The organism is Mesorhizobium sp. CNPSo 4671, assembly GCF_057784245.1.
The window spans coordinates 1-20493 of record NZ_JBWLUW010000021.1 but is presented as its reverse complement, the minus strand read 5'-3'; the positions used below and the strand labels follow the sequence as shown (position 1 = coordinate 20493).

At 62.7% G+C, this 20493-nt stretch carries 26 protein-coding genes; 16 read left to right on the top strand and 10 right to left on the bottom strand.

The window, feature by feature from the left end:
- The first annotated feature begins 82 nt into the window (after positions 1 to 82).
- From aroQ to AC04SF_RS33750, 5 genes are read left to right on the top strand one after another with little or no spacing between them, the layout of a single operon-like run.
- Positions 83 to 517 (top strand): type II 3-dehydroquinate dehydratase, encoded by a 435-nt coding sequence (gene aroQ, locus AC04SF_RS33770; protein WP_096445540.1) that lies wholly within the window; start codon positions 83 to 85, stop codon positions 515 to 517.
- A gap of 26 nt (positions 518 to 543) precedes the next feature.
- Positions 544 to 1005 (top strand): acetyl-CoA carboxylase biotin carboxyl carrier protein, encoded by a 462-nt coding sequence (accB, locus tag AC04SF_RS33765; RefSeq protein ID WP_096457250.1) that lies wholly within the window; start codon positions 544 to 546, stop codon positions 1003 to 1005.
- Positions 1006 to 1015: 10 nt separating this feature from the next.
- Positions 1016 to 2359, top strand: coding sequence for an acetyl-CoA carboxylase biotin carboxylase subunit (gene accC / locus AC04SF_RS33760; protein ID WP_488481295.1), 1344 nt, complete (start codon positions 1016 to 1018; stop codon positions 2357 to 2359).
- Positions 2360 to 2371: 12 nt separating this feature from the next.
- Positions 2372 to 2989, top strand: a complete 618-nt coding sequence (gene aat, locus AC04SF_RS33755) for a leucyl/phenylalanyl-tRNA--protein transferase (RefSeq protein ID WP_488481294.1) — start codon at positions 2372 to 2374, stop codon at positions 2987 to 2989.
- 13 nt (positions 2990 to 3002) lie between these two features.
- Entirely contained in the window at positions 3003 to 3185 is a 183-nt protein-coding gene (locus AC04SF_RS33750) for an RNA polymerase sigma factor region1.1 domain-containing protein (protein ID WP_488481293.1), read from the top strand.
- 25 nt (positions 3186 to 3210) lie between these two features.
- Here the strand turns inward: AC04SF_RS33750 and AC04SF_RS33745 are convergent, their stop codons facing one another.
- The 3 genes from AC04SF_RS33745 to AC04SF_RS33735 form a co-directional block, all read right to left on the bottom strand.
- On the bottom strand, positions 3211 to 3597 hold the full coding sequence (locus AC04SF_RS33745; protein ID WP_488481292.1) for a hypothetical protein: 387 nt from the start codon (positions 3595 to 3597) through the stop codon (positions 3211 to 3213).
- A gap of 75 nt (positions 3598 to 3672) precedes the next feature.
- Positions 3673 to 4275, bottom strand: a complete 603-nt coding sequence (locus AC04SF_RS33740; RefSeq protein WP_488481291.1) for a DUF2155 domain-containing protein — start codon at positions 4273 to 4275, stop codon at positions 3673 to 3675.
- A 158-nt stretch (positions 4276 to 4433) separates the two neighbouring features.
- A complete protein-coding gene (locus AC04SF_RS33735; protein ID WP_096445526.1) occupies positions 4434 to 4832 on the bottom strand; it encodes an NADH:ubiquinone oxidoreductase subunit NDUFA12 in 399 nt (132 codons plus the stop codon).
- A gap of 230 nt (positions 4833 to 5062) precedes the next feature.
- Between AC04SF_RS33735 and panB the strand changes: the two genes are divergently transcribed.
- From panB to AC04SF_RS33710, 5 genes are all read left to right on the top strand, one after another.
- Positions 5063 to 5923 (top strand): 3-methyl-2-oxobutanoate hydroxymethyltransferase, encoded by an 861-nt coding sequence (panB, locus tag AC04SF_RS33730; RefSeq protein WP_488481290.1) that lies wholly within the window; start codon positions 5063 to 5065, stop codon positions 5921 to 5923.
- A complete protein-coding gene (gene panC, locus AC04SF_RS33725) occupies positions 5920 to 6771 on the top strand; it encodes a pantoate--beta-alanine ligase (protein ID WP_488481289.1) in 852 nt (283 codons plus the stop codon). The genes panB and panC overlap by 4 nt, the downstream gene beginning before the upstream one ends.
- Positions 6772 to 7005: 234 nt before the next feature.
- Positions 7006 to 7530: a hypothetical protein gene (locus AC04SF_RS33720; RefSeq protein ID WP_488481288.1), complete on the top strand. Its 525-nt coding sequence runs from the start codon at positions 7006 to 7008 to the stop codon at positions 7528 to 7530.
- Positions 7527 to 7844: a hypothetical protein gene (locus AC04SF_RS33715; RefSeq protein ID WP_488481287.1), complete on the top strand. Its 318-nt coding sequence runs from the start codon at positions 7527 to 7529 to the stop codon at positions 7842 to 7844. Before AC04SF_RS33720 ends, AC04SF_RS33715 begins: the two co-directional genes overlap by 4 nt.
- 32 nt (positions 7845 to 7876) lie before the next feature.
- On the top strand, positions 7877 to 8164 hold the full coding sequence (locus AC04SF_RS33710; protein WP_488481286.1) for a helix-turn-helix transcriptional regulator: 288 nt from the start codon (positions 7877 to 7879) through the stop codon (positions 8162 to 8164).
- 24 nt (positions 8165 to 8188) lie between these two features.
- Here AC04SF_RS33710 and AC04SF_RS33705 read toward each other — a convergent pair whose 3' ends face one another.
- From AC04SF_RS33705 to gatB, 4 genes are all read right to left on the bottom strand, one after another.
- The gene (locus AC04SF_RS33705) at positions 8189 to 8887 is read right to left on the bottom strand and encodes an AIM24 family protein (RefSeq protein WP_096445520.1); all 699 of its coding nucleotides are present in this window, start codon (positions 8885 to 8887) and stop codon (positions 8189 to 8191) included.
- Between the two features lie 155 nt (positions 8888 to 9042).
- The gene (locus AC04SF_RS33700; protein WP_488481285.1) at positions 9043 to 9519 is read right to left on the bottom strand and encodes a GNAT family N-acetyltransferase; all 477 of its coding nucleotides are present in this window, start codon (positions 9517 to 9519) and stop codon (positions 9043 to 9045) included.
- A 15-nt stretch (positions 9520 to 9534) separates the two neighbouring features.
- Positions 9535 to 10230 (bottom strand): hypothetical protein, encoded by a 696-nt coding sequence (locus tag AC04SF_RS33695; RefSeq protein ID WP_488481284.1) that lies wholly within the window; start codon positions 10228 to 10230, stop codon positions 9535 to 9537.
- Entirely contained in the window at positions 10227 to 11732 is a 1506-nt protein-coding gene (gene gatB / locus AC04SF_RS33690; protein WP_488481283.1) for an Asp-tRNA(Asn)/Glu-tRNA(Gln) amidotransferase subunit GatB, read from the bottom strand. Before gatB ends, AC04SF_RS33695 begins: the two co-directional genes overlap by 4 nt.
- 282 nt (positions 11733 to 12014) lie before the next feature.
- On the opposite strand from gatB, the gene AC04SF_RS33685 reads away from it, so the two are divergent.
- Complete coding sequence (locus AC04SF_RS33685) at positions 12015 to 12272, top strand: YjhX family toxin (protein ID WP_095204364.1); 258 nt, start codon at positions 12015 to 12017, stop codon at positions 12270 to 12272.
- Positions 12273 to 12319: 47 nt separating this feature from the next.
- On the opposite strand, the gene AC04SF_RS33680 is transcribed toward AC04SF_RS33685, so the two are convergent.
- On the bottom strand, positions 12320 to 12751 hold the full coding sequence (locus tag AC04SF_RS33680) for a CBS domain-containing protein (RefSeq protein WP_095204363.1): 432 nt from the start codon (positions 12749 to 12751) through the stop codon (positions 12320 to 12322).
- 88 nt (positions 12752 to 12839) lie between these two features.
- Complete coding sequence (locus AC04SF_RS33675) at positions 12840 to 13598, bottom strand: rhomboid family intramembrane serine protease (RefSeq protein ID WP_488481282.1); 759 nt, start codon at positions 13596 to 13598, stop codon at positions 12840 to 12842.
- A 282-nt stretch (positions 13599 to 13880) separates the two neighbouring features.
- Here AC04SF_RS33675 and AC04SF_RS33670 point away from each other — a divergent pair, with 282 nt between their 5' ends.
- Together AC04SF_RS33670 and AC04SF_RS33665 are read left to right on the top strand one after the other, a co-directional pair.
- Complete coding sequence (locus AC04SF_RS33670) at positions 13881 to 15377, top strand: sugar ABC transporter ATP-binding protein (protein WP_488481281.1); 1497 nt, start codon at positions 13881 to 13883, stop codon at positions 15375 to 15377.
- A gap of 29 nt (positions 15378 to 15406) precedes the next feature.
- Positions 15407 to 16423 carry an ABC transporter permease gene (locus AC04SF_RS33665; RefSeq protein ID WP_488481280.1) on the top strand — a complete coding sequence of 339 codons (1017 nt, stop codon included), beginning with the start codon at positions 15407 to 15409 and terminating at the stop codon, positions 16421 to 16423.
- 54 nt (positions 16424 to 16477) lie between these two features.
- Here the strand turns inward: AC04SF_RS33665 and AC04SF_RS33660 are convergent, their stop codons facing one another.
- Positions 16478 to 17521 (bottom strand): substrate-binding domain-containing protein, encoded by a 1044-nt coding sequence (locus AC04SF_RS33660; protein WP_488481279.1) that lies wholly within the window; start codon positions 17519 to 17521, stop codon positions 16478 to 16480.
- Positions 17522 to 18105: 584 nt separating this feature from the next.
- Here AC04SF_RS33660 and AC04SF_RS33655 point away from each other — a divergent pair.
- The 3 genes from AC04SF_RS33655 to AC04SF_RS33645 all read left to right on the top strand — a co-directional run bounded on the left by AC04SF_RS33655 (position 18106) and on the right by AC04SF_RS33645 (position 20378).
- A complete protein-coding gene (locus tag AC04SF_RS33655; protein WP_488481278.1) occupies positions 18106 to 18738 on the top strand; it encodes a PAS domain-containing protein in 633 nt (210 codons plus the stop codon).
- 118 nt (positions 18739 to 18856) lie between these two features.
- Positions 18857 to 19474 (top strand): PilZ domain-containing protein, encoded by a 618-nt coding sequence (locus AC04SF_RS33650; RefSeq protein ID WP_095204357.1) that lies wholly within the window; start codon positions 18857 to 18859, stop codon positions 19472 to 19474.
- Between the two features lie 295 nt (positions 19475 to 19769).
- The gene (locus AC04SF_RS33645; protein WP_488481277.1) at positions 19770 to 20378 is read left to right on the top strand and encodes a transglutaminase-like cysteine peptidase; all 609 of its coding nucleotides are present in this window, start codon (positions 19770 to 19772) and stop codon (positions 20376 to 20378) included.
- Positions 20379 to 20493 lie beyond the last annotated feature (115 nt).

Genomic DNA, 20493 nt, shown 5'->3' with positions numbered 1-20493 from the left:
GCGCTCTTTTCGCGGACGGCTATGCCCGGTATAGAGGCCCAGCGCGCCGGTTTGATACCAGCGCCGGAAAAGGTCGGCTTTTTTGAAAACGGTTTTCGTCCTGAACGGTCCCAATCTCAACGCGCTCGGCAAGCGCGAGCCGGGCATCTATGGCGGCAAGACGCTTGCCGCGATCGCCGACGACTGCAAGCAGGCCGGCACGGCGCTCGGGCTCGAGATCGATTTCCGCCAGTCGAACCATGAGGGCGATCTCGTCGACTGGATCCAGGAAGCCGGCGACAAGGCCGCCGGCATCGTCATCAATCCGGGCGCCTACAGCCATACCTCGATCGCGATCCACGACGCCATCCGTTCGGTTGCGCCGCTGCCGGTCGCCGAAGTTCACCTTTCCAACATCCATGCGCGGGAATCATTCCGCCACGTCTCCATGGTCGCGCCGGTCGCCGTCGGCATGATCTGTGGCTTTGGGCCGCTCGGTTACACGCTGGCGCTACAGGCGCTGGCCGCACGCCTATGACCGGCCAACAAACAGAAGGCTCGAAAATGTCGATAAAGAAGACCGGTGTTGACCAGCAACTGATCCGCGATCTGGCGGGCATACTGAATGACACCAACCTGACCGAAATCGAGGTCGAACTGGGTGACCTGAAGGTGCGCGTGTCGCGGCAGGCACCTGCCGTCCACGCGATTGCAGCCCCCCAGCCCAGCTATGCGCCGGCGGCAGCTGCCCAGCCCGCTGCCGCGGCCGCCCCGGCAGCGGTCGACGTATCGAAGAACGCGGTCACCTCGCCGATGGTCGGCACCGCCTATCTGGCGCCGTCGCCCGACGCCAAGGCGTTCATCGAGGTCGGCCAGAAGGTCAAGGAAGGCCAGACGCTGCTGATCATCGAGGCGATGAAGACGATGAACCAGATCCCCTCGCCGCGCGCCGGCACGGTGACGGCGATCCTGTTCGAGGACGCGACGCCGGTCGAATACGGCATGCCGCTCGTCGTGATCGAGTAGAGCGGGCCGGATGTTCCAGAAGATCCTCATCGCCAATCGCGGCGAAATAGCGCTTCGGGTGCTTCGCGCCTGCAAGGAACTCGGCATCCAGACGGTGGTGGTGCATTCGACCGCCGACGCCGACGCCATGCATGTCAGGCTCGCCGACGAAAGCGTGTGCATCGGCCCGCCGCCATCGCGCGACAGCTATCTCAACATCCATCAGATCGTCGCGGCCTGCGAGATCACCGGCGCCGACGCCGTGCATCCAGGCTACGGCTTTCTGTCGGAGAATGCCAAGTTCGCCGACATTCTCGCCGCGCACAACATCACCTTCATCGGCCCGTCCGGCGACCATATCCGCATCATGGGCGACAAGATCGAGGCCAAGCGCACCGCCAAGCGCCTCGGCATTCCGGTGGTGCCTGGTTCCGACGGCGCGGTGACCGATGAGAAGGAAGCCAAGCGCATTGCCACCGAAATTGGCTATCCCGTGATCATCAAGGCCTCGGCCGGCGGCGGCGGCCGTGGCATGAAGGTTGCACTCACCGAGGAGGACCTCGAGGTCGCCTTGCAGACGGCGCGCACGGAAGCGGGCGCCGCCTTTGGCGACGACGCCGTCTACATCGAAAAGTACCTGCAGAAGCCGCGCCATATCGAAGTGCAGGTGTTCGGCGACGGCTTTGGCCGCGGCGTGCATTTCGGCGAGCGCGACTGTTCGCTGCAACGGCGCCACCAGAAAGTCTGGGAAGAGGCCAATTCGCCGGCGCTCAACGCCGAGGAGCGGTCCCGCATCGGCGGGATCTGCGCCAAAGCCATCGCCGATCTCGGCTATTCCGGCGCCGGCACGATCGAGTTCCTGTACGAGAATGGCGAGTTCTATTTCATCGAGATGAACACGCGCCTGCAGGTCGAGCATCCGGTGACGGAAGCGATCACCGGCATCGATCTCGTGCATGAGCAGATCCGCGTCGCTTCCGGTGGCGGTCTTTCGGTCAAGCAGGAAGACATCAAGTTCAATGGCCACGCCATCGAATGCCGAATCAACGCCGAGGATCCGCGCACCTTCACCCCCTCACCCGGCACCATCACCCATTTCCACACGCCGGGCGGTCTCGGCATCCGCGTCGATTCCGGCGTCTATTCCGGCTACAAGATCCCGCCCTATTACGACAGCCTGATCGGCAAGCTGATCGTGCATGGGCGCAACCGCGTCGAGTGCATGATGCGGTTGAGGCGGGCGCTGGATGAATTCGTCGTCGATGGCATCAAGACAACCTTGCCGCTGTTTCGCGATCTGGTCGGCAATGCCGACATCGCCAATGGCGACTATGATATCCATTGGCTGGAAAAATACCTGGCCAAGGAAGAATAGTCCGGGGACGCGATGACCCGTCCCTACGCACCCGGCTATCGCATCTCCACCGACCTCCTGCTCAAGGCCTATGCCTCGGGCGTCTTCCCGATGGCCGAAAGCGCCAACGACCCAGAAGTCTTCTGGGTCCGGCCGGAGACGCGCGGCATCATCCCGCTCGACGGGTTCCACACACCCAAAAGCCTGAAGAAAGCGATCCGCAAAAGCCCGTTCGACATACGCTTCGACTTCGATTTCGAGGCCACGATCGACGGTTGCGCCGAAAGGCGCGAGGAGCGGCGCTCGACCTGGATCAACGCGCCGATCCGCGAGGCCTATGTGCAACTACACCGCATGGGCCACTGCCATTCGGTCGAGGCCTGGCATGAGGACCAGTTGGTCGGCGGCCTCTATGGTGTGTCACTCGGACGGGTGTTCTTCGGCGAAAGCATGTTTTCCAAGGAGACGGATGCGTCGAAGATCTGCCTCGTGCATCTCGTCGAGCGCTTGAAGGCGCGCGGCTTCGCGCTACTTGATACGCAATTCACCACCGAGCACCTCAAGCGCTTTGGCGCCGTCGACGTGCCACGCGGCAAGTATGAGAAGATGCTCGCCGATGCGTTGAAGGGCGAGGCGATCTTTTTTCCGTGACCGGAGAGCTTCGATGTCGAGCGAAATCCACCTTCGAGCGGACATGCAGCCGATTGTCCAAGCGCTGATCACAAAGGGCAGAGATGCCACAATGGGTCAGCTCGGCCAACTGCTTCCCAAACGTGAATTCAGTTCGACCGAGATCGAAGACATATTGGCTGCTCTCTCCGAGCATGGGATGCGTATCACCGAGTAAACGATCCGCCGGACCGCTCAGATGATCAGGTCTTCGCTGCAGCCTCCAGCGGCGTCTGCGAATGGAACATCATCTTCCAGCCGTTGACGCGATGGACATAGCCGGTGCTGACCAGCGCCGCGTAAGGCTCGCCATTCTCCCGTGTCGCATGCGCCTCGTAGGTCAGCATGACGATATCACTGCCCGGTTCGATGATTCCCTTGAGCTCGATATCGAGATCGCGCCAGCGGTTGGGCTTGGTTGCGGTCTTGGCCAGATCGGCATTGTCCATCGCCTTTGCCATTTGCGGAAATGCCACCAGGCATTCCGTGTCGGCATTGGCCGCGTAGTAGGCCTCGTCCCCTGTCCAGAACCCTTTTTCGAGTTCGAGCAACTCTTTCTTGCTCGCCGTGATCCGCTTGCTGTCTGACATCGAAATATCCTCCGGGCGCATCGATGCGCGGTCGTCAATGGTCCAACGCGTGATGGACGTGACGGTTCCGGGGGATCAGTTGGCGTCGGTGGCGTCCGGTTCCGTAAGATCGGGCTGTTCCGCATCCGGGCTGGCCGCGGCCGGCGGCTTGGCGGCGGCAGGCTTGGTGGCGGCCGGCTTCGGAGCGTCGGCCTTGGTGGCGTCAGCCTTGGTTGCGTCGGGCGCCGGTACGTCCGACTTCTGCTTGCATTCCTTCAGCCAGACGTCATAGACGGCATGCTCGACGGCGTTGAGCCCCGGACTTTCGGCGAACATCCAGCCGGTGAAGATGCGGCGGATCTTGCGGTCGAGCGTGATCTCGTCGACCTCGACGAAGGAATCGGTCCTCGGCTCCTCAGTCTGCGGCCGCGAATAGCAGACGCGCGGCGTCACCTGCAAAGCACCGAACTGCACCGTCTCGTCGATATAGACGTCGAAGGTGATGATGCGGCCGGTGATCTTGTCGATGCCGGCGAACTCGGCGACCGGATTGGTGATGCGGTCCGATCCAGCGGGCGCCGCCGGGGCGGGCGCGGCGGGTGCAGCCGGTGTGGGCGAAGCCGCAAAAGCCGCGGTGCTGACGGCGAGGCTGGCGGCTAGCGTCAGGCCTCCCGTCGATATCAGGTTGAAAAAGCTCATATAGGGGTACCGGTGGTTCGCGCCCGGGTGATTCCGTCGATCGCCAAGGCTAGTCGCCGTTTTCTGATCAGCAAGCAGCTAAACACCAATTGTGGCGATAAAGGACCGGCCTGCACTTCGTGCCGTGACAAGTCGGGGCGCCGTTACCAGCCGGGTCGTTACGACCCGGGCGTCCAAGCGTCGTAGTCACCCGTGACCTGCGGGCGATGCTGATTGGTCAGCACCGAACCCTTCGGGCGATAGGCCGCCGGCGTGCCGGTCAGATTGGGCTGATGCGGCTTCTGCCAGTCGCGCGGCTTGTAATCGTCACTGGGCGGCGCGAGGTCGACACGGTGATGGATCCAGCCGTGCCAGCCGGGCGGAATGGCCGAGGCTTCGGAATAGTTGCGGTAGATGACCCAACGGCGCGTGCGGCCTTCCGAATCGACGCCGCCTTCGTAATAGACATTGCCGACCTCGTCCTGGCCGACCCTCTTGCCGTACCGCCAGGTGTGCAGACGCGTTCCCAGTGTCTGGCTGTTCCACCAGGTGAAAAACTGCGTCAGGAAAGTCTTCATCTCGGAACCCTTTGCGCAGGCGGCGCCTGTTTCCTGCTTATGGCGTCAGGCATTCGGGAAGGCAAGGGTTTTGCCGCAGGCAGCGCGCAAATGGCGCGCCAAGGAGCCGACACAAGCCCGTGATCCCGAGAGGCGGCAGGATGCGCGCTTGCCAAGCCTTTGCGCTCTTTCTAAAGCTCAGCGCGCCCATGCGGATATCCAATCCGGCCATGGGCCGAGGGAGGTGACGATTGGCTACGGAATTGCCGACCACCGACATTCGCATCGGCGCCGAGCTGATTCGTCGCCACAAGAGCGACACACCACTGGTCTGCCTGACAGCCTACACCTATCCCGTCGCTCGCCTGCTTGATCCCCATGTCGACCTGCTCCTGGTCGGCGACAGCGTCGCCATGGTCCTGCATGGCCATGCGACAACGCTGGGCGCCTCGCTCGAGATGATGATCGCGCACGGGCAAGCCGTGATGCGCGGCTCGGCCAAGGCCTGCGTCGTCGTCGACATGCCGGCGGGCAGCTATGAGGATTCGGCGGCGCAGGCGGTGGCCTCGGCGCGGCGCATCGTCGACGAGACCGGCTGCCAGGCGGTGAAACTCGAAGGTGGCGTCGACATGGCCGGGCAAATCGCGGCAATTGTCGCCGCAGGCATTCCGGTCATGGGCCATATCGGCCTGCTGCCGCAATCGGTGGAGAAGGATGGCGGCTACAAGATCAAGGGCCGCACGGACGAGAACGTCGCGGCGCTGATGGCCGACGCGCTCGCCGTCGAAAAAGCCGGCGCGTTCTCCGTGGTCATCGAAGGCACCATCGAGGCGGTCGCCGCCGACATCACCCGCCGCATCGCCATTCCAACCATCGGCATCGGCGCCAGCGGTGACTGCGACGGCCAGATCCTGGTCATCGACGACATGGTCGGGCTGACCGTCGACCGGGTGCCGAAATTCGTCAAGGAATATGCCGATCTGCGCAGCGTGATCGCGCACGCCGCCGAGCGCTATGCAGCGGAGGTGCGAGACCGGACATTCCCCGGCCCTGCCCATGTCTTTTCGGGCTCAAAAGCCTTTTCGGGCTCAAACGGCGGAGACGAGACATGAGCCGGCCTGACGTCGTCGACAGCGTCGCCGCACTTCGCGCGCGGATCGGTGACTGGAGGCGCGATGGCTTGCGCGTCGCTATGGTTCCGACCATGGGCGCGCTGCATGAAGGGCATCTCTCGCTGATCAGGATCGCCAGGGGAAAAGCCGAGCGCTGCGTGGTGTCGATTTTCGTCAACCCGACGCAGTTCGCGCCGAGCGAGGATCTCGACAAATATCCGCGCCAGCTCGCCCGCGATCTGGATATGCTGGCGACGGTCAAGGCCGATCTTGCCTTCACGCCCACGGTCGGCGCGATGTATCCCGCCGGCTTCGCCACCAGGATCGCGGTCGGCGGCCCGTCCGCCGGGCTCGAATCGGACTTTCGCCCGACCTTTTTTGAGGGCGTCGCCACCGTTGTGGCCAAGCTCTTCCTCCAGGCAACGCCCGATCATGCGGTCTTTGGCGAGAAGGACTATCAGCAGCTTTGTGTCGTCCGGCAGCTCTGCCGCGACCTCGACCTGCCCGTCGAGATCATCGGCGCCCCGACCATACGCGACGCGCATGGTCTCGCCATGTCGTCACGCAACGCCTATCTCAGCGAGTCTGAACTCGCGGTCGCCCGCCAGCTCAACGCGATCCTGCACAAGGCAGCAGCGGCGCTGGCGGCCGGTGCACATCAAGATGACGCGACCGGTGAAGCCAGCCGCGCCCTGATCGCCGCCGGCTTCCAGAAAGTCGACTATGTCGAGGCCCGCGAAAGCCTGACACTGGCGCCCTGGCGCCGCGACCGCGTCGGGCGCCTGCTCGCCGCCGCCTGGCTTGGCAAGACCCGGCTGATCGACAATGTGGAAGTTCCCACCGCCTAGATCGAAAGCTTGATCACCGGAGCGTTCCCGCCGGCATGCACAAAAACTGCCACACTTCTATTATTTATGACTAAATTAAACAACCGTTCCGGCATGCGCGGCATTCGACCGTGACGCAACAATTCCCGACTACAGCGGCATGATCAAGTTACACAGCAGCACTAGTGTGCAACCTAACGCAATGTTGTTGTGACCCAACACTACGTTACCTCTAGGGCGGTACGAGGGGGGCCTATGTCCAGGCTGGCGAACGCGGTCGACCGCGCCCTGCCGCAGGTCGTCGAGGCTATTTATGATTCGGTTGCCGATGTCGGTCGCTGGCAGTCGACGCTTGAAGCCATTCGCCGGCTGGCGATTGGCCAGCTAGCCATGCTGGCGGTCGTCGACACGGCCAGCAATTCGGCTCGATTTTCGGTGTCCTGCGGCGATCCCGCGATCCTGGAGCCGCTGCAACGCGACTATGGATCGGAGGTGCCCTTCTTCACGGCCGTTCCCAAGATGGATATCGACATGCCCTTCACGGTCGATTCCTTCTACGAGCTGCAAGGGCCCAACGCACGGCAGAACTGGATCGAAAGCCGCATCGTGCGCGAATGGGTGGAACCAAACCGGCTGGACGACTTCTTCTGGGTGGCGCTGATGAAGCGGCCGGGCCGAATCGGCACGCTGATGGTGGTGACCGACAAGGACAGGCGACAAATCTCGGCCGACGACCTCGAGCTGATTTCGTCGCTGCGCCGCATGTACGGCGCGCCGTGACGATCGGCGACCTGTTCGAGACCGAACGGCGCAAGGCCGAGATTTTCCGCTCGATCATCGAGAGTCTCGACCATCCGGTGCTGATCGTTTCCAACGACATGCAGATCATCTTCGCCAATTGCGCGGCCGAAGCGCTGCTGATGCAGAGTTCGGCCGTCTCATCGGTGCGCGGCCAGCTGGCCTTCGCCTATCCGCAGGCCAATGCCGCCATCAGTTGCGCGGTTGAACTGGGCACGCGTGACGAGTTCGCGCTTGGGCCCTCCGGCATCAACATTCCGCTCGCCAGGGTCGGCGTTTCGGCAGTGCGCATGTGATGCCGCTTGTCCAGCGCGAGATTTCAGCGCGGATGTCTCAGCACGCTGCCGCCGCCATCTTCATCGCCGCCGCCGGCACCACGCCGACCCCGGCGCTGGACGCGATCGCCGCGCTGTTTGGCCTGACCGCCGCGGAAAAACGCGTCGCCGGCCATGTCGCCGCGGGCAGGACGCGCAAGGCGATTGCCGCCGCCGCCGGCGTTTCCGACGACACCATCAAATCGCAACTGGCGACGATCTTCGACAAGACGGGAACCGGCGATCAGCGGGAACTCGAATTGCTGATACGCGAGCTGTCGCCACCGTTGCGCTCACGCTGACCCCGGTTTTTGCTCCCGTCGGAGCTACTCCTCCGTCGGCATGTGCAGATACATCGACTGGATGCCGACGCGACCCGGGCCGGTGAAGCGGTTGACGATGAAATTCATGTTGGCGCCGAAGAAGCCGCTCGACAGGCGGTCGATCTTGGTTTCCATCCTGACCGAGGTATCCTTGAACAGCCAGCCGCCCGGCTCGATGTCGATGGTCTCGCCAGCAGCAAGCGTTTTCTCGAAGACATTGCCGTAGCCGTGCAGCCAGACGATGCCGTCGCCGCTATCGCCACGAAAACGGTCGATGAAGAAGCCACTCTGGCCAAACAGCATCGTCGCCAGCCCGCGGACACGCTCGAATGTGTAGTCGACATTGCCGGTGGCAGCGAGAAACTGGTGTTCGCGCACCTGGATCTCCTCGCCGCGCCTGAGATGGATCGGCACGATGTGGCCGGGCCCGTCGCGGCTGAAGGCGATGATACCCGCCCCCGACGCCTCGGTGACGAAGATCTGCATGCCGGCCATCATGCGCTTCAGCGCGCCTTTCAGCGATTTCAGGCCAATGGTGATGGCGGAGTTCTTCCACAACAGGATGTGGTGCTCGAAATAGACAGGCATTTGCGTCACATCGACCGACAGCACGGGCACCAGTTCGCCCGCTATGTGATAGGTGACGCCACCAAAGGTTTCGTCCGACACCTGCGTCGGCATCAGTTCCGGCAAGCTTGGCATGGTTCCCCCCTCGCCGCCTTGCGCGCCAGCCCATTCCGGCTTCCGCACGGTCAGCTGCCCGCAGCTTGGTGTGTGACCCTCAGGCCGTCAAATGAAAAGGGGGCACATGTCGTGCCGCTCGCGCGAAGGTGATCCGGATTGCCTTGAGGCGCCAGTCACCCGGCAAGAGAGCGGCGGTAAACAAGCGTCCCGGCGCGTTCGCCTGCATCGCCAGATCGTATAAAACCGTTCGCTTCGTAGAAGGCGATGGCGCGCGTGTTCTGCGCCTCCACCTCCAGGCGAATGGCGTCGGCCTCGGGGAAACTCTCGATGATCTCGTCGAGCAGCATGCCGCCGATACCCCGCCCCTGCAGGCTGGGCAGCACGTAGAGTTGTTTCAGGACAACCAGCTTGCCGCCGTCGATGCTTTCGGCAAAAGCCACGCCGCCAATGCGCTTGCCGTCATCGGCAACAAGGAAGTCGCTGTTCGGCTTGATCAGCCGCGCCTTCAGCGAGGCAATCGAATGCCATTCGTCGGTGATCTCGGTGACCTTTGCGGCGCCGTATATAGCGTCGTACGTCGCATGCCAGGTTTCGACCAGCACCGCCCGGATTGCATCAAGGTCGCGTTCACCTGCGGTGCGGACAAACATCGCTTTCTCTCCCGCCTATGCCGTAGCGCGGTCGCGTCTGAAATCGATCACCGCAAGCAGCACGACCCAGACCAGAAGCACCATGCTGCCCGGCATGTTGGCCGCCATGGCAAGGCCGGAGAATCCGGTTGCCGCGGTGGCCAAGCCGCCGGACAGGACGCCCACAGCACCGGCGCCACCGAGCAGCGACAGCCACAACGGACAGCGCCTGGCCTGATGCAGGGCGGTAGTGGCGAGCAGAACCGTCAAGCCGAGCAGCATGGCGCTGATCGCGGCAAAGCCGACTTCAACCTGGCGCACGGCGAAAGCGGCGCTGAACAGCGACGGTTTTGCCGCCGCATCGGCTGCGGCCCAGGCGTTGACCACCGCCTTCAGCGCGATGCCGTCGACGGCCTGCAAGGCAGCGGCCGCCGCCAACGATGCCGCGCCGAAGACGATCGTCAGAAGGGCCCAGCCACGGGCCGGACCGTTGGACAGACGGCCAAGGATGAGCAGCAGCCCCGCAACCATCGCGAAGACGCCGGCAAGCTGTGCCATGTGGCAGTAGAGCCAGATATGGTCGGCGGCATATTCACCGAAGGCGGCAAGCGCATCGTTCGGATCTTCATGCATCGGATGCAGCGACGTGCCGACAAAAAGCAGCACAGCGCCGATAATCAACAGGGCCGGCGAGACGCTTGCCGGATTGCCCGGCTTTGCGTCTGTGCTCATTGATCCGAAATGCCGAGCTTGGCCTTGACGAGGTCGTTGACCGCTTGAGGATTGGCCTTGCCGCCCGTCGCCTTCATCACCTGGCCGACAAACCAGCCGGCCATGGTCGGCTTGGCGCGCGCCTGTTCGACCTTGTCGGGATTGGCCGTGATCACCTCGTCGACCGCCTTCTCGATGGCGCCGGTGTCGGTGACCTGCTTCATGCCGCGGCTCTCGACCAGCTGACGCGGATCGCCGCCCTCGTTCCAGACGATCTCGAACAGGTCCTTGGCGATCTTGCCGGAGATGGTGCCGTCCTTGATCAGGTCGATGAGCGCACCGAGCTGATCGGGCGAAACTGGAGCATTTTCAATATCCTTTCCGGCCTTGTTCAACTGTCCAAGCAGATCATTGATGACCCAGTTGGCGGCGAGCTTGCCGTCGCGGCCGGAGGCCACCTTCTCGAAATAGTCGGCGATCGACTTTTCCGACACGAGGATCGAAGCGTCGTAGGTCGAGAGACCCAGCGAGGTGATGAGCCGCGCCTTCTTGTCATCGGGCAGTTCCGGCAGTCCTTTGGCCAGCGCGTCGACATAGGCCTGGTCGAATTCCAGCGGCAGAAGATCGGGATCGGGGAAATAGCGGTAATCGTGCGCTTCTTCCTTCGAGCGCATCGGGCGCGTCTCGCCCTTGACGGCATCGTACAGCCGCGTTTCCTGGTCGATCTTGCCGCCGTCCTCGAGGATGGCGATCTGGCGGCGCGCCTCATAGTCGATGGCCTGGCCGATGAAGCGGATCGAGTTCATGTTCTTGATCTCGCAGCGCGTGCCGAACTCGCCACCGGGCCGGCGTACCGAGACGTTGACGTCGGCGCGCAGCGAGCCTTCATCCATGTTGCCGTCGCAGGTGCCGAGATAGCGCATGATGGTGCGCAGCTTGGTGACATAGGCCTTGGCCTCATCGCCGGAACGCAGGTCAGGCTTGGAGACGATCTCCATCAGTGCCACGCCTGAACGGTTGAGGTCGACATAGGACATGGTCGGATGCTGGTCGTGCATCGACTTGCCGGCATCCTGTTCCAGATGCAGCCGCTCGATGCCGACCTCGATGTCCTCGAACTCGCCCTGCCGGTCCGGTCCGACCGAAACGATCACCGTGCCCTCGCCGACGATCGGCTGCTTGAACTGCGAAATCTGGTAGCCCTGCGGCAAGTCCGGATAAAAATAGTTCTTCCGGTCGAAAACCGACTTGTGGTTGATCTGTGCCTTCAGCCCGAGGCCGGTGCGGATCGCCTGCTTGACGCATTCCTCGTTGATGACCGGCAGCATGCCCGGCATTGCCGCATCGACCAGGCTGACATTGGCGTTCGGCGCCGCACCGAAAGCGGTCGAGGCGCCGGAAAACAGTTTTGCTTCCGAGATGACCTGCGCGTGCACCTCAAGACCGATGATGATTTCCCAGTCGCCGGTGGCGCCAGGGATCAGGCGTTTTGCGTCGGGCGTGCGGGTATCGATCAGGGACATGGGGGCCTACATATTGGAACTGCTGAATATGCGTGGACGCATATTTTGGTGTGCAACTTCGCTAGTGCAAACCGCCAAAAGAGACAAGCGCAAAGCCGCAGGCTGGCCTTTTCAGCTGCTTTCGCCTATAGGACGCTCATCCTAATGGAGAGTGGATGTCCACTTACGCTCAGTCCCGGTAAGGCCCTGACCTCGTAGCGAGGCAGGGCGACAAAACCTGAAACCCCGTGCCGCGAAGCTTCGCGGCGGCGGCATTTTTCGTTTTTCCGGAAAACTCTCCCCATGGATATTTCGCGCACTGAACAGCGCATCCTGCACCTGCTTGCGCAGGGCGGACGCATTGAAATCGAAAAGAACGAGAAAAAGCGGATCGCCTCTGTCAAATGCCTGACCCGTGACGGCTGGCATTATCCGGGCGTCGATCTCGGCCTGTTTCGAAAGCTGAAGCGGAAAAAGGCAGTTTCGTCGTCGGGTGGCGGTCCCTATCGCATCACAAGGCGCGGGCTCGAACTCGTCCGTTCCGAACTCGACAACAGATAGAAATGGTTCCGCCGGTCGGGTCTCCGGCCGGCGGTTCCTTTCGCCGCTCAGGCGGTGGCGATGTAGGCCCTGATCTCATCGGCCTCGCGTTCGACATCCTCGATGCGGCGCTTGACCACGTCACCGATGGAGACGATGCCATCGAGCAGGCCATCCTTTTCCACCGGCAGATGGCGGAAACGGCCCCTGGTCATGATCTCCATCACCTCGTTGACCGTGTGGTTCTCGTTGCAGATCTTCACCTTCGGCGTCATCGCCGAACGCACCGCGATATCAAGCGCGGCGGCACCCTCCTTGGCGACGACACGCACGATATCGCGCTCAGAAAGAATGCCGACGATCTTGCGATCGCCGTTGGTGATGACCAGCGCACCGATCTTGTGGTCGGCGAGCATGCGGATGGCCACGCTAAGTTTTTCATTCGGCCCGAGCGTCAACACGTCGTGGCCTTTTCTCTCTAGAATTGCCTTAACCGTCATGGCGTCCTCCTCTGCTTTTGCCTGCCGGTTCCTGCCCTGACCGGCTTTCACGTAAGAGTGAACATCGTGCGCCGTGATCGGCTGCATTTCAAGTGTGGTGGTCGGTGGTTTCCCACTCAGGCGACTGCCATCGCCGGTCGAACCAGCGCAGGCCGAAGAAGCCGGCGACGAAGCCGCCAATATGGGCCTCCCAGGCGATCTGGCCGTCTATTCCAGGCGCAAAGCCGAGAAGGCCAGTGGCGAGGTTGATGATCATCCACACGGCGAGGAAGATCACGACGCCACGCAAACGCAAGACAATGGCGATCGGCAGCACCGGGCCAGCGAAGGCTGCCTTACCGGCCGAACGGTCGGTGCGGAAACCGAACCGCGCGGCGGCACCCATCATGCCGGAAATTGCGCCGGAGGCGCCGACCAACGGTGCCTCTCCGTACGGATGCATGGCCCAGAATAGCGCCACGGAAGCCAGTCCGGTGGCAGCGAAGAACAAGGCGAACCAGAGCCCGCCAAGGCGATTGGCCAGCGGCGAGCCAAAGGCGGCGAGCCAGACCATGTTGATGGCGATATGGGCAAACCCGCCATGCATGAAGGCATAGGTGAAGGGCCGCGTGAACAGGAACCAATCGAAGCCGTATTGTCCGGTGTAGAGGACGGGGATGAAGGCCCCATCATAGAGCAGTGTCATCTGCTGCTCGTCGTTCAGCACATATTGCTGCAGCAGATAGACGGCAGCGCAAATGCCGATCACCGCCAGCACCACGGGCGGCAGGTTGAAGACCGGCTCACGCCGGGGCTCCGGCGTCGGTTCGGTGGGTTCGGCTTCCGAAGGGCTTACCGGTTCACTCATACGCATCTGGTCCTGGGATTCGATGCGCGAGCTTTAGAGCAAGGATGGCCGACTTGGAACAATTCTGTTTCTCGAAACGGCGAACACGACGTACCGCGTCGCCCTCATTTGCTATGAAACGAAAGGAAACGAAGCGGAATTGCTCCGGGGTTTGAAAAACTCGCAACGCGCGTTCTCGGAAGCGACGAGCCCCCTCCCTAGAATGCGGCGCCATAACGGGTGAGAACGACGGCCAAAACTCGCCGCCCCAAGCGCAATGCCATAACCCGAAGCTCACGCATCTTGCCCCCAGCAAACTCAACCATCGCCGTCTCTGTCAACGGGATCGAGAAATCCTTCGGGCCGACACGCGCACTCGCCGGCGCCGATCTTGCCGTCGCGCCCGGTGAGGTCGTGGCGCTGATGGGCGCCAACGGCGCCGGCAAATCGACCTTGGTGAAGATTCTTTCGGGGTCCTACACGCCTGACGCGGGCACGATCACGCTGGGCGGCAACATTGTCACCTTCGCCTCGCCCAGCGCCGCCAAGGCCGCCGGTATCGCCACGGTGCACCAGGCGACCGACCAGGCGGGTGCTGCCGGATTGACGGTTGCCGAAAACCTGTTGCTTGACGAGCTTTGCGGCCGCACGGGGCGTTTCTTCGTCTCGGCGGCATCGATCCGCCGGCGAGCGCGCGCGGTCGCGGCGCTGATCGACCTCGATCTGCCGCTCGATCGCGACTTCATCGATCTGCGCCCGGCGGAACGCCAGTTGATCGCCATCGCCCGCGCCGTCGCGGCCAGGGCCTCCGTGCTCATCCTCGACGAACCGACATCGAGCCTGTCGACCACGGAAGCCGAGCGGCTGTTCGCCATCATCCGCCGGCTGCGCGCCGGCGGCATGGCAATCCTATATATTTCGCACCGGCTTGGCGACCTTGCGGCGATCGCCGACCGCGCCGTCGTCATGCGCGGCGGCCGCATCGTCGGTGCCTTTGCCAAGCCGATCGATTTTCCGGCCGCCGTCGCGGCCATGATCGGCCGGACATTGGAAGCCGCCACACATGACAGCAAGGCATCAACCGCGCCGATCATCGCCTCCATCAGGCGCGCGCGGCTGGTTGCCGAGGCGGAGCCTTTCGATCTCGACCTGCGCTCCGGCGAGGTCGTCGCCATCACCGGCACGCTCGGCTCGGGCAAGAGCCGACTGCTGCGCGCGCTTTTCGGACTCGAAACGCTGGCGCAAGGCTGCTTCGTGCTCGACGGAAAGCCATGGCTCTCGAGCGGGCCGGCACAGTCGATCGAAAGCGGTGTCTTCATGGTCGCCGAGGACCGCTGGCAATCATCCTTGCTGCCGCCCGAAGTTCCCGGCGCCTCGATCGCCGGTACGATCGCCCTGCCGCATCTCAAGCGCTGGTTTCCGAGTGGTCTGCTGCGGGCCGCGCACGAGCGCCGGGTCGCCTCCGATGCGATCTCGCGGCTCGGCATCAAGGCGCGCGGGCCCGACGACACGCTCGACGAGCTTTCCGGCGGCAACCAGCAAAAGGTCGTGCTCGCCCGCTGGCAGGCCGCACCTTGCCGGCTGTTGCTGCTCGATGAGCCGTTCCAGGGCGTCGACGTCGGCGCACGCGCCGATTTGATCGCCGCGATCCGCAACAGCCAAAGCGGTTCCGCCACGCTGATCGCGACCAGCGACACCGAAGAGGCGCTGGAGGTTGCAGACCGCATCCTCGTCATGCGCAACCACACACTTCATGAGGCCGGAGACGGCCATGGCTCGCTGACCGACCAGATCGGCTAGGTCGAGAGCGACAAGGCCGGAGACCACAGATGACCTATCCGACGACGACGCAGCCGTCCGCCTCGCGCACGTCGCTTTTCCGCGAAACCCGCCGCTACGCCCTCTTCGTGCTGCTGGCGTTGATGGTGGTGGGGTTCTGGTACGCGCAGCCTGCCTTCATCCGCTCGGCCAATCTGTTCTCGATCCTGCAGGCGGTTTCGGTGGTGGCGATCCTCGGCGTCGGCGTATCGATCACAATGGCGGCCGACGGCTTCGACCTGTCGGTCGGCAGCATCGCCGCTTCGTCGGTGATGGCGGCAAGCTATGCCATGGTCGTATGGCAGCTGGACGCGGCTGAGACCATGGTGCTGGTCCTGCTGATGGGTGCCTTCATCGGCTTCGTCAACGGGCTGCTGATCGTCCGCGTCGGCGTGCCCGATCTTCTCGCCACGCTGGCGACCATGTTCCTGCTTGCCGGCCTGCAGCTGATCCCGACCGGTGGCCGCTCGATCACCGCCGGCATGGTGCTTCCCGACGGCTCGACGGTGCCCGGCGCCTATGATCCGGCGTTCCTGATCCTCGGCCGGTCCCGGCTCTTCGATACGATCCCCCTGTCTGTCGTGGTCATGGCTACCGTCGCCGTGCTGGCCTGGTTCCTGATGGAGCGCACGCGCTGGGGCCGCGTCTTCTACGCTATCGGCGGCAATGAAACGGCCGCGCATCTTGCCGGCGCGGCGACCAAGAGATACCGGCTCTGGGCCTATATACTGTCAGGCACGCTTGCTTCGCTGGGAGGGCTGATCGTGGCCTCCCGCGTCGGCCGTGGCGACGTCTCGGCGGGCAATTCTCTGCTGCTCGATGCGGTGGCAGCCTCGCTGATCGGCTATGCCGTGCTCGACAAGCGTCGCCCGCATGTGATCGGCACGGTGGTCGGTGCGATCTTCGTCGGCGTGCTGCTCAACGGTCTCACCATGTTGAACGCGCCCTATTACACGCAGGACTTCGTCAAGGGCGTCGTGCTGGTTGGCGCCTTGGCACTGACCTTCGGCCTGGGAAAGAAGCGCTAACCCAATCGATATCTCCTCTCCCCCGCGGGCGAGCGAGGGAGAGGAGAAAAAGGATCAGTTGGACGGGATCCAACTGGCCGATGCCGCGTCGCTCTGGCCGAAGGCCGGAAGCTTGGCATCGAGGTCCTCGACTGTCTTGATGCCGTTCTTGCGCAGCTCTTCCTGTGTCAGCAGCACCGGCTTGACGACGATGTTGTGGCCGGGATCCTCACCAGCGATCAGCTTGGCCGCCGCCCGCACCGAAACCGCGCCGACGACGGCCGGATTGGTGGCCGCGGTGGCGACCCATGGGCTTCCTTCGGCAGTGATTTCGGTGATGTCGGCGGTCGACACATCGGCCGAGTAGATCTTCACCTTGTTCGAGATGCCGAGCTCGTCGGTGGCGAGTTTTACGCCGCGCGCGAACTCGTCATAGGGAGCAAAGACCACCGAGATGCCGGGGTTGGCCTGGAACGCTGCCTTGGTCTGGTCGGCTGTCGACACCGCGGTCGTGTCGTTGACCGTCCCCCAGCGCGCCTTCTCGACGATGCCGGGATTGGCCTTCTTGGTCTCGTCCCAGATTTCGTTGCGGCGGTCGAGCGGCGCGAAGCCGGCGACATAGACATAACCGGCCTGGAACGAGGTGCCGTTGTCCTTGAGCGCCTGGCCGAGCGAAGCCTTGGCAAGCTCGTGATCGGACTGTTCGACCTGCGGGATCTTCGGGTTGTCGAGATTGACGTCGAAAGCGACGACCTTGATGCCGGCATCGAGCGCCTTCTGCGCGACGTCCTTCAGCGCTTCAGGCTGGCCATGGTCGATGATGATGGCCTGGACGCCGAGATTGATCGCCTGCTCGATCTGGTCACGCTGCGCGGCCGCGTCCTGCCGGCCGGACAAGATCTGCAGGTCGATGTCGAGCGCCTTCGCCTGTTTCGTCGCGCCGGCCTGATAGGCCTGAAAGAAATCGCCGGCTGAGATGAAGGTGACAAGCGCCACTTTCACGCCGCCCTTGTCGAAAGGAGCGGGAGCACCCGCGATCCCGGCAGCGTGAGCGGCGCCGACCGGAATGGCGCCGGAGAGCAAGCCGGCCGTGATCAGTCCAAGGATAGAAGTTTTCATGAAGGTTTCCCCAGAGAATTACGCTGACAAGGCACGTCTCCGGACCGCGGGATCGCCGCCGTCGTGCCTCAAGGAGCGAATTTGCAAGGGTACAGCGGCAACAGAACCGCTCGGAACGTAGATTTTTCTCTTTCGCCGCGTGTGATTGGCAAATGTTGCTTGCTGCCTGTCACACAGCGCCGGGATCAGGCTATCCCTGCGCTATTGATCACCGGACCGCCGCAGGTGTCGCGATAAGCGAAAAATCATGCCCGCCGTTAACCGCGAATCACAGGGCGCGAATCAAAAAAGAAGCCGTCCAAGGTTTCCCTTGAACGGCCGGTCGAGCCCCCTGCTCCCCTAAAACCCTTGACTGAAGTGCTGCCGATCGTCGCGAAACGACCGCTTCTGGAGTGGTTTTGGTGTGCCACAGGGCCTGCCCGGGCACAACGTAAACCAGTTGTTAACCTTAACGGCCCCGACCCGTGAACAAGTGTTAACGACGCTGGCACGCTTCCTGCTCCGCAACGCATGTAGGTCATCGGAGGGCGCCCTTCTGTTCACCGATGGGACATCAGACGACAGAATGCGCGGAGCAGCATACCATGAACCAAAACGGATCGATCACGCTGTTCCATTATTGGAACCGCCTGCGTGACGGACGCCCTGCTCCGAAGCGTTCGGAAGTTGAGCCCGCCGATATCAAGTCGCTCTTGGCCGATACGTTCATCCTGGAGAAGGACACGCGCGGGCAACCCGTGTTCCGTCTCGCCGGCACCAGGCTCTGCGCCTGCTATGGCCGCGAACTCAAGGGATTCTCCTTCCCGTCCCTGTGGCGCGAGAAGGATCAGCGCCTGGTCTCACGGCTGATTCATGGGGTTTTCGACCAGAAATCCGTGGTGCTGATCATGTTCGAGGGGTTTAGCCGCAACGGCCGCTCCAACAAATTCGAATTGCTTGCCTTGCCACTTGACGGCGGCATCGAAAATCCGCGCTGTCTCGGTGTGATGAGTGCCGCGGAGAAGCCGTTCTGGCTGGGCGCCGACCCGATCACGGACGCCATGATCGATTCGATTCGTGTCATTGATCCGGAAAAAGAACTGCTCAACAACCGTCCGGCGATCGACGTTCCCTCGCTTGTTCCAGCCGAACTCGAGGCCCCTGACACGATCTCGGCGCTTGGCCGGGCGCGCCGCATCCGCCATCTCGTCGTCTTCGACGGCGGGCGCGAGGAATAGTTGATGATCGCACAGTCTTGCAGGCTCGTTTTTTCCCTTTGTTAACCCGCTTTGTTGTACTTCTTTGATGAAGTCCCTCGCATCGGCGCGCGGGATGCCAAACGGGGTGTAGGCAGTCATGAGGTCAGCGGCGGTCGACTACGCGCCGTCCCAAGCTGAAAGGCGTAACTTTCAGCGCGTCCGGGTCAAGATATACGGACGATTCATGCTGGAAGACCGCACCGAGCATCCTTGCCAGGTTGTCGACATGTCGCCTGGCAACGTCGCGCTCCGCACCGATCGCATCGGCATGCCCGGCGAAAAAGTCATCGCCTATATCGACCATATAGGCCGCATCGAAGGCGTCGTTACGCGCACGCTGCAGGACGGCTTCGCCATGACCGTGATCGCGTCCGACCGCAAGAAGGACAAGCTCGCGGCGCAGCTGACCTGGCTTGCCAACAAACACGAACTCGACCTGCCGGAAGACCGCCGCCACGAGCGCGTCGCGCCGCGCAACCCGACCAGCGTGCTCCAGCTCACCGACGGCCGCCAGTACCAGTGCCGGATCATCGACCTGTCGCTGTCGGGCGCCGCGATTGAGATCGACGTCAAGCCGGCGATCGGCGTCCAGGTCATGCTCGGCACCATGCGCGGCCAGATCGTTCGCCATTTCGAGGATGGCGTCGCCATCGAATTCGCCGTCATCCAGCGCCCCGAAACGCTCGATTCAGAATTCAACACGCCACGCGCCTGACCGCACGGACAGGATGCCTCGATCAACCGGCCCTTCGCGGCCGGTTTTTTGTTTCTGGCAACTGCCAATCGACCCCATCTGGAAGCGATCGACGCGCCTCGAGCAGCCTCAAGCCGCTACCAGCCCCGGAGGTCTCGCGCCCATCCGGCCAGTCCCGGCAATCCAAACAATTCAATACTCAAATGATTCAAATTTTATGTTTATTCTACCGGCGTTTTACTTAAAGTCTACTTCGCGCCTTTGCGTCAAATAAATCCAGCTGTGGCAAGGTCTCCTTCGAACGGGGAGACTAAAAATGAAAGCAAAGAGGGGCAAGCTGTTGCTGTTGGCAATGGCGATGCAGCTTTCCGCTTGGGGATCAGCATATGCCGCGGGACCGGCCTATATGCACACCGGCGGTCGCACCACGCAGCCAGTTGGCCATTATGAGTTCTGCCAGCGTATCCCAGGCGAATGCAACGAGAAGACGCCCAAAGGCACGCCTGTCGACCTGACCCGTAAGCTCTGGGCGACGATCGTCAACATCAACAATTCGGTCAACACGCGCGTCAAGCCGCGCACCGACATGGAAAATTACGGTGTCGAGGAGTACTGGGCCTATCCCGACAATGGCTATGGCGATTGCGAGGACTATGCGCTGGAGAAGCGCCGCGAACTGATGGATGTGGGTGTGCCGGCGGGTGATCTCTTGATGACGGTCGCGCGCCAGCCGAATGGCGACGGCCACGCCGTGCTGACCGTGCGCACCAGCCTCGGCGAGTTCATCCTCGACAATCTGGAAACCAAGGTGCTGTCCTGGACGGACACCGACTACACCTATCTCAAGCGTCAATCGACGGAGAATTCCGGCGTTTGGGTGACGATCAACGACGGCCGCTCCGACGCGGTCGCCAGCGTCCGCTAGGGCGCCTATGCATGTCGCCCAAAGGGGCAATGGTTTGCGACATGCATAAAACAGAGGTTTAGCGCGTCGCATCGACGCGAGGCGCTTAAGGAGAAACCCGGTCGAGTCCCCACCC

Bases quoted from the DNA above. Each gene is read 5' to 3' on its own strand.
- AC04SF_RS33710 (WP_488481286.1), top strand. From the start codon at position 7,877: ATGTCTCAGCACGCTGCCGCCGCCATCTTCATCGCCGCCGCCGGCACC.
- aat (WP_488481294.1), top strand. From the start codon at position 2,372: ATGACCCGTCCCTACGCACCCGGCTATCGCATCTCCACCGACCTCCTG.
- AC04SF_RS33695 (WP_488481284.1), bottom strand. From the start codon at position 10,230: ATGAGCACAGACGCAAAGCCGGGCAATCCGGCAAGCGTCTCGCCGGCC.
- accB (WP_096457250.1), top strand. From the start codon at position 544: ATGTCGATAAAGAAGACCGGTGTTGACCAGCAACTGATCCGCGATCTG.
- AC04SF_RS33660 (WP_488481279.1), bottom strand. From the start codon at position 17,521: ATGAAAACTTCTATCCTTGGACTGATCACGGCCGGCTTGCTCTCCGGC.
- AC04SF_RS33705 (WP_096445520.1), bottom strand. From the start codon at position 8,887: ATGCCAAGCTTGCCGGAACTGATGCCGACGCAGGTGTCGGACGAAACC.
- AC04SF_RS33665 (WP_488481280.1), top strand. From the start codon at position 15,407: ATGACCTATCCGACGACGACGCAGCCGTCCGCCTCGCGCACGTCGCTT.
- AC04SF_RS33675 (WP_488481282.1), bottom strand. From the start codon at position 13,598: ATGAGTGAACCGGTAAGCCCTTCGGAAGCCGAACCCACCGAACCGACG.
- AC04SF_RS33735 (WP_096445526.1), bottom strand. From the start codon at position 4,832: ATGAAGACTTTCCTGACGCAGTTTTTCACCTGGTGGAACAGCCAGACA.
- AC04SF_RS33655 (WP_488481278.1), top strand. From the start codon at position 18,106: ATGAACCAAAACGGATCGATCACGCTGTTCCATTATTGGAACCGCCTG.
- AC04SF_RS33700 (WP_488481285.1), bottom strand. From the start codon at position 9,519: ATGTTTGTCCGCACCGCAGGTGAACGCGACCTTGATGCAATCCGGGCG.
- AC04SF_RS33680 (WP_095204363.1), bottom strand. From the start codon at position 12,751: ATGACGGTTAAGGCAATTCTAGAGAGAAAAGGCCACGACGTGTTGACG.
- panC (WP_488481289.1), top strand. From the start codon at position 5,920: ATGAGCCGGCCTGACGTCGTCGACAGCGTCGCCGCACTTCGCGCGCGG.
- accC (WP_488481295.1), top strand. From the start codon at position 1,016: ATGTTCCAGAAGATCCTCATCGCCAATCGCGGCGAAATAGCGCTTCGG.
- AC04SF_RS33685 (WP_095204364.1), top strand. From the start codon at position 12,015: ATGGATATTTCGCGCACTGAACAGCGCATCCTGCACCTGCTTGCGCAG.
- AC04SF_RS33750 (WP_488481293.1), top strand. From the start codon at position 3,003: ATGTCGAGCGAAATCCACCTTCGAGCGGACATGCAGCCGATTGTCCAA.
- AC04SF_RS33645 (WP_488481277.1), top strand. From the start codon at position 19,770: ATGAAAGCAAAGAGGGGCAAGCTGTTGCTGTTGGCAATGGCGATGCAG.
- gatB (WP_488481283.1), bottom strand. From the start codon at position 11,732: ATGTCCCTGATCGATACCCGCACGCCCGACGCAAAACGCCTGATCCCT.
- AC04SF_RS33740 (WP_488481291.1), bottom strand. From the start codon at position 4,275: ATGAGCTTTTTCAACCTGATATCGACGGGAGGCCTGACGCTAGCCGCC.
- AC04SF_RS33720 (WP_488481288.1), top strand. From the start codon at position 7,006: ATGTCCAGGCTGGCGAACGCGGTCGACCGCGCCCTGCCGCAGGTCGTC.
- AC04SF_RS33745 (WP_488481292.1), bottom strand. From the start codon at position 3,597: ATGTCAGACAGCAAGCGGATCACGGCGAGCAAGAAAGAGTTGCTCGAA.
- AC04SF_RS33650 (WP_095204357.1), top strand. From the start codon at position 18,857: ATGAGGTCAGCGGCGGTCGACTACGCGCCGTCCCAAGCTGAAAGGCGT.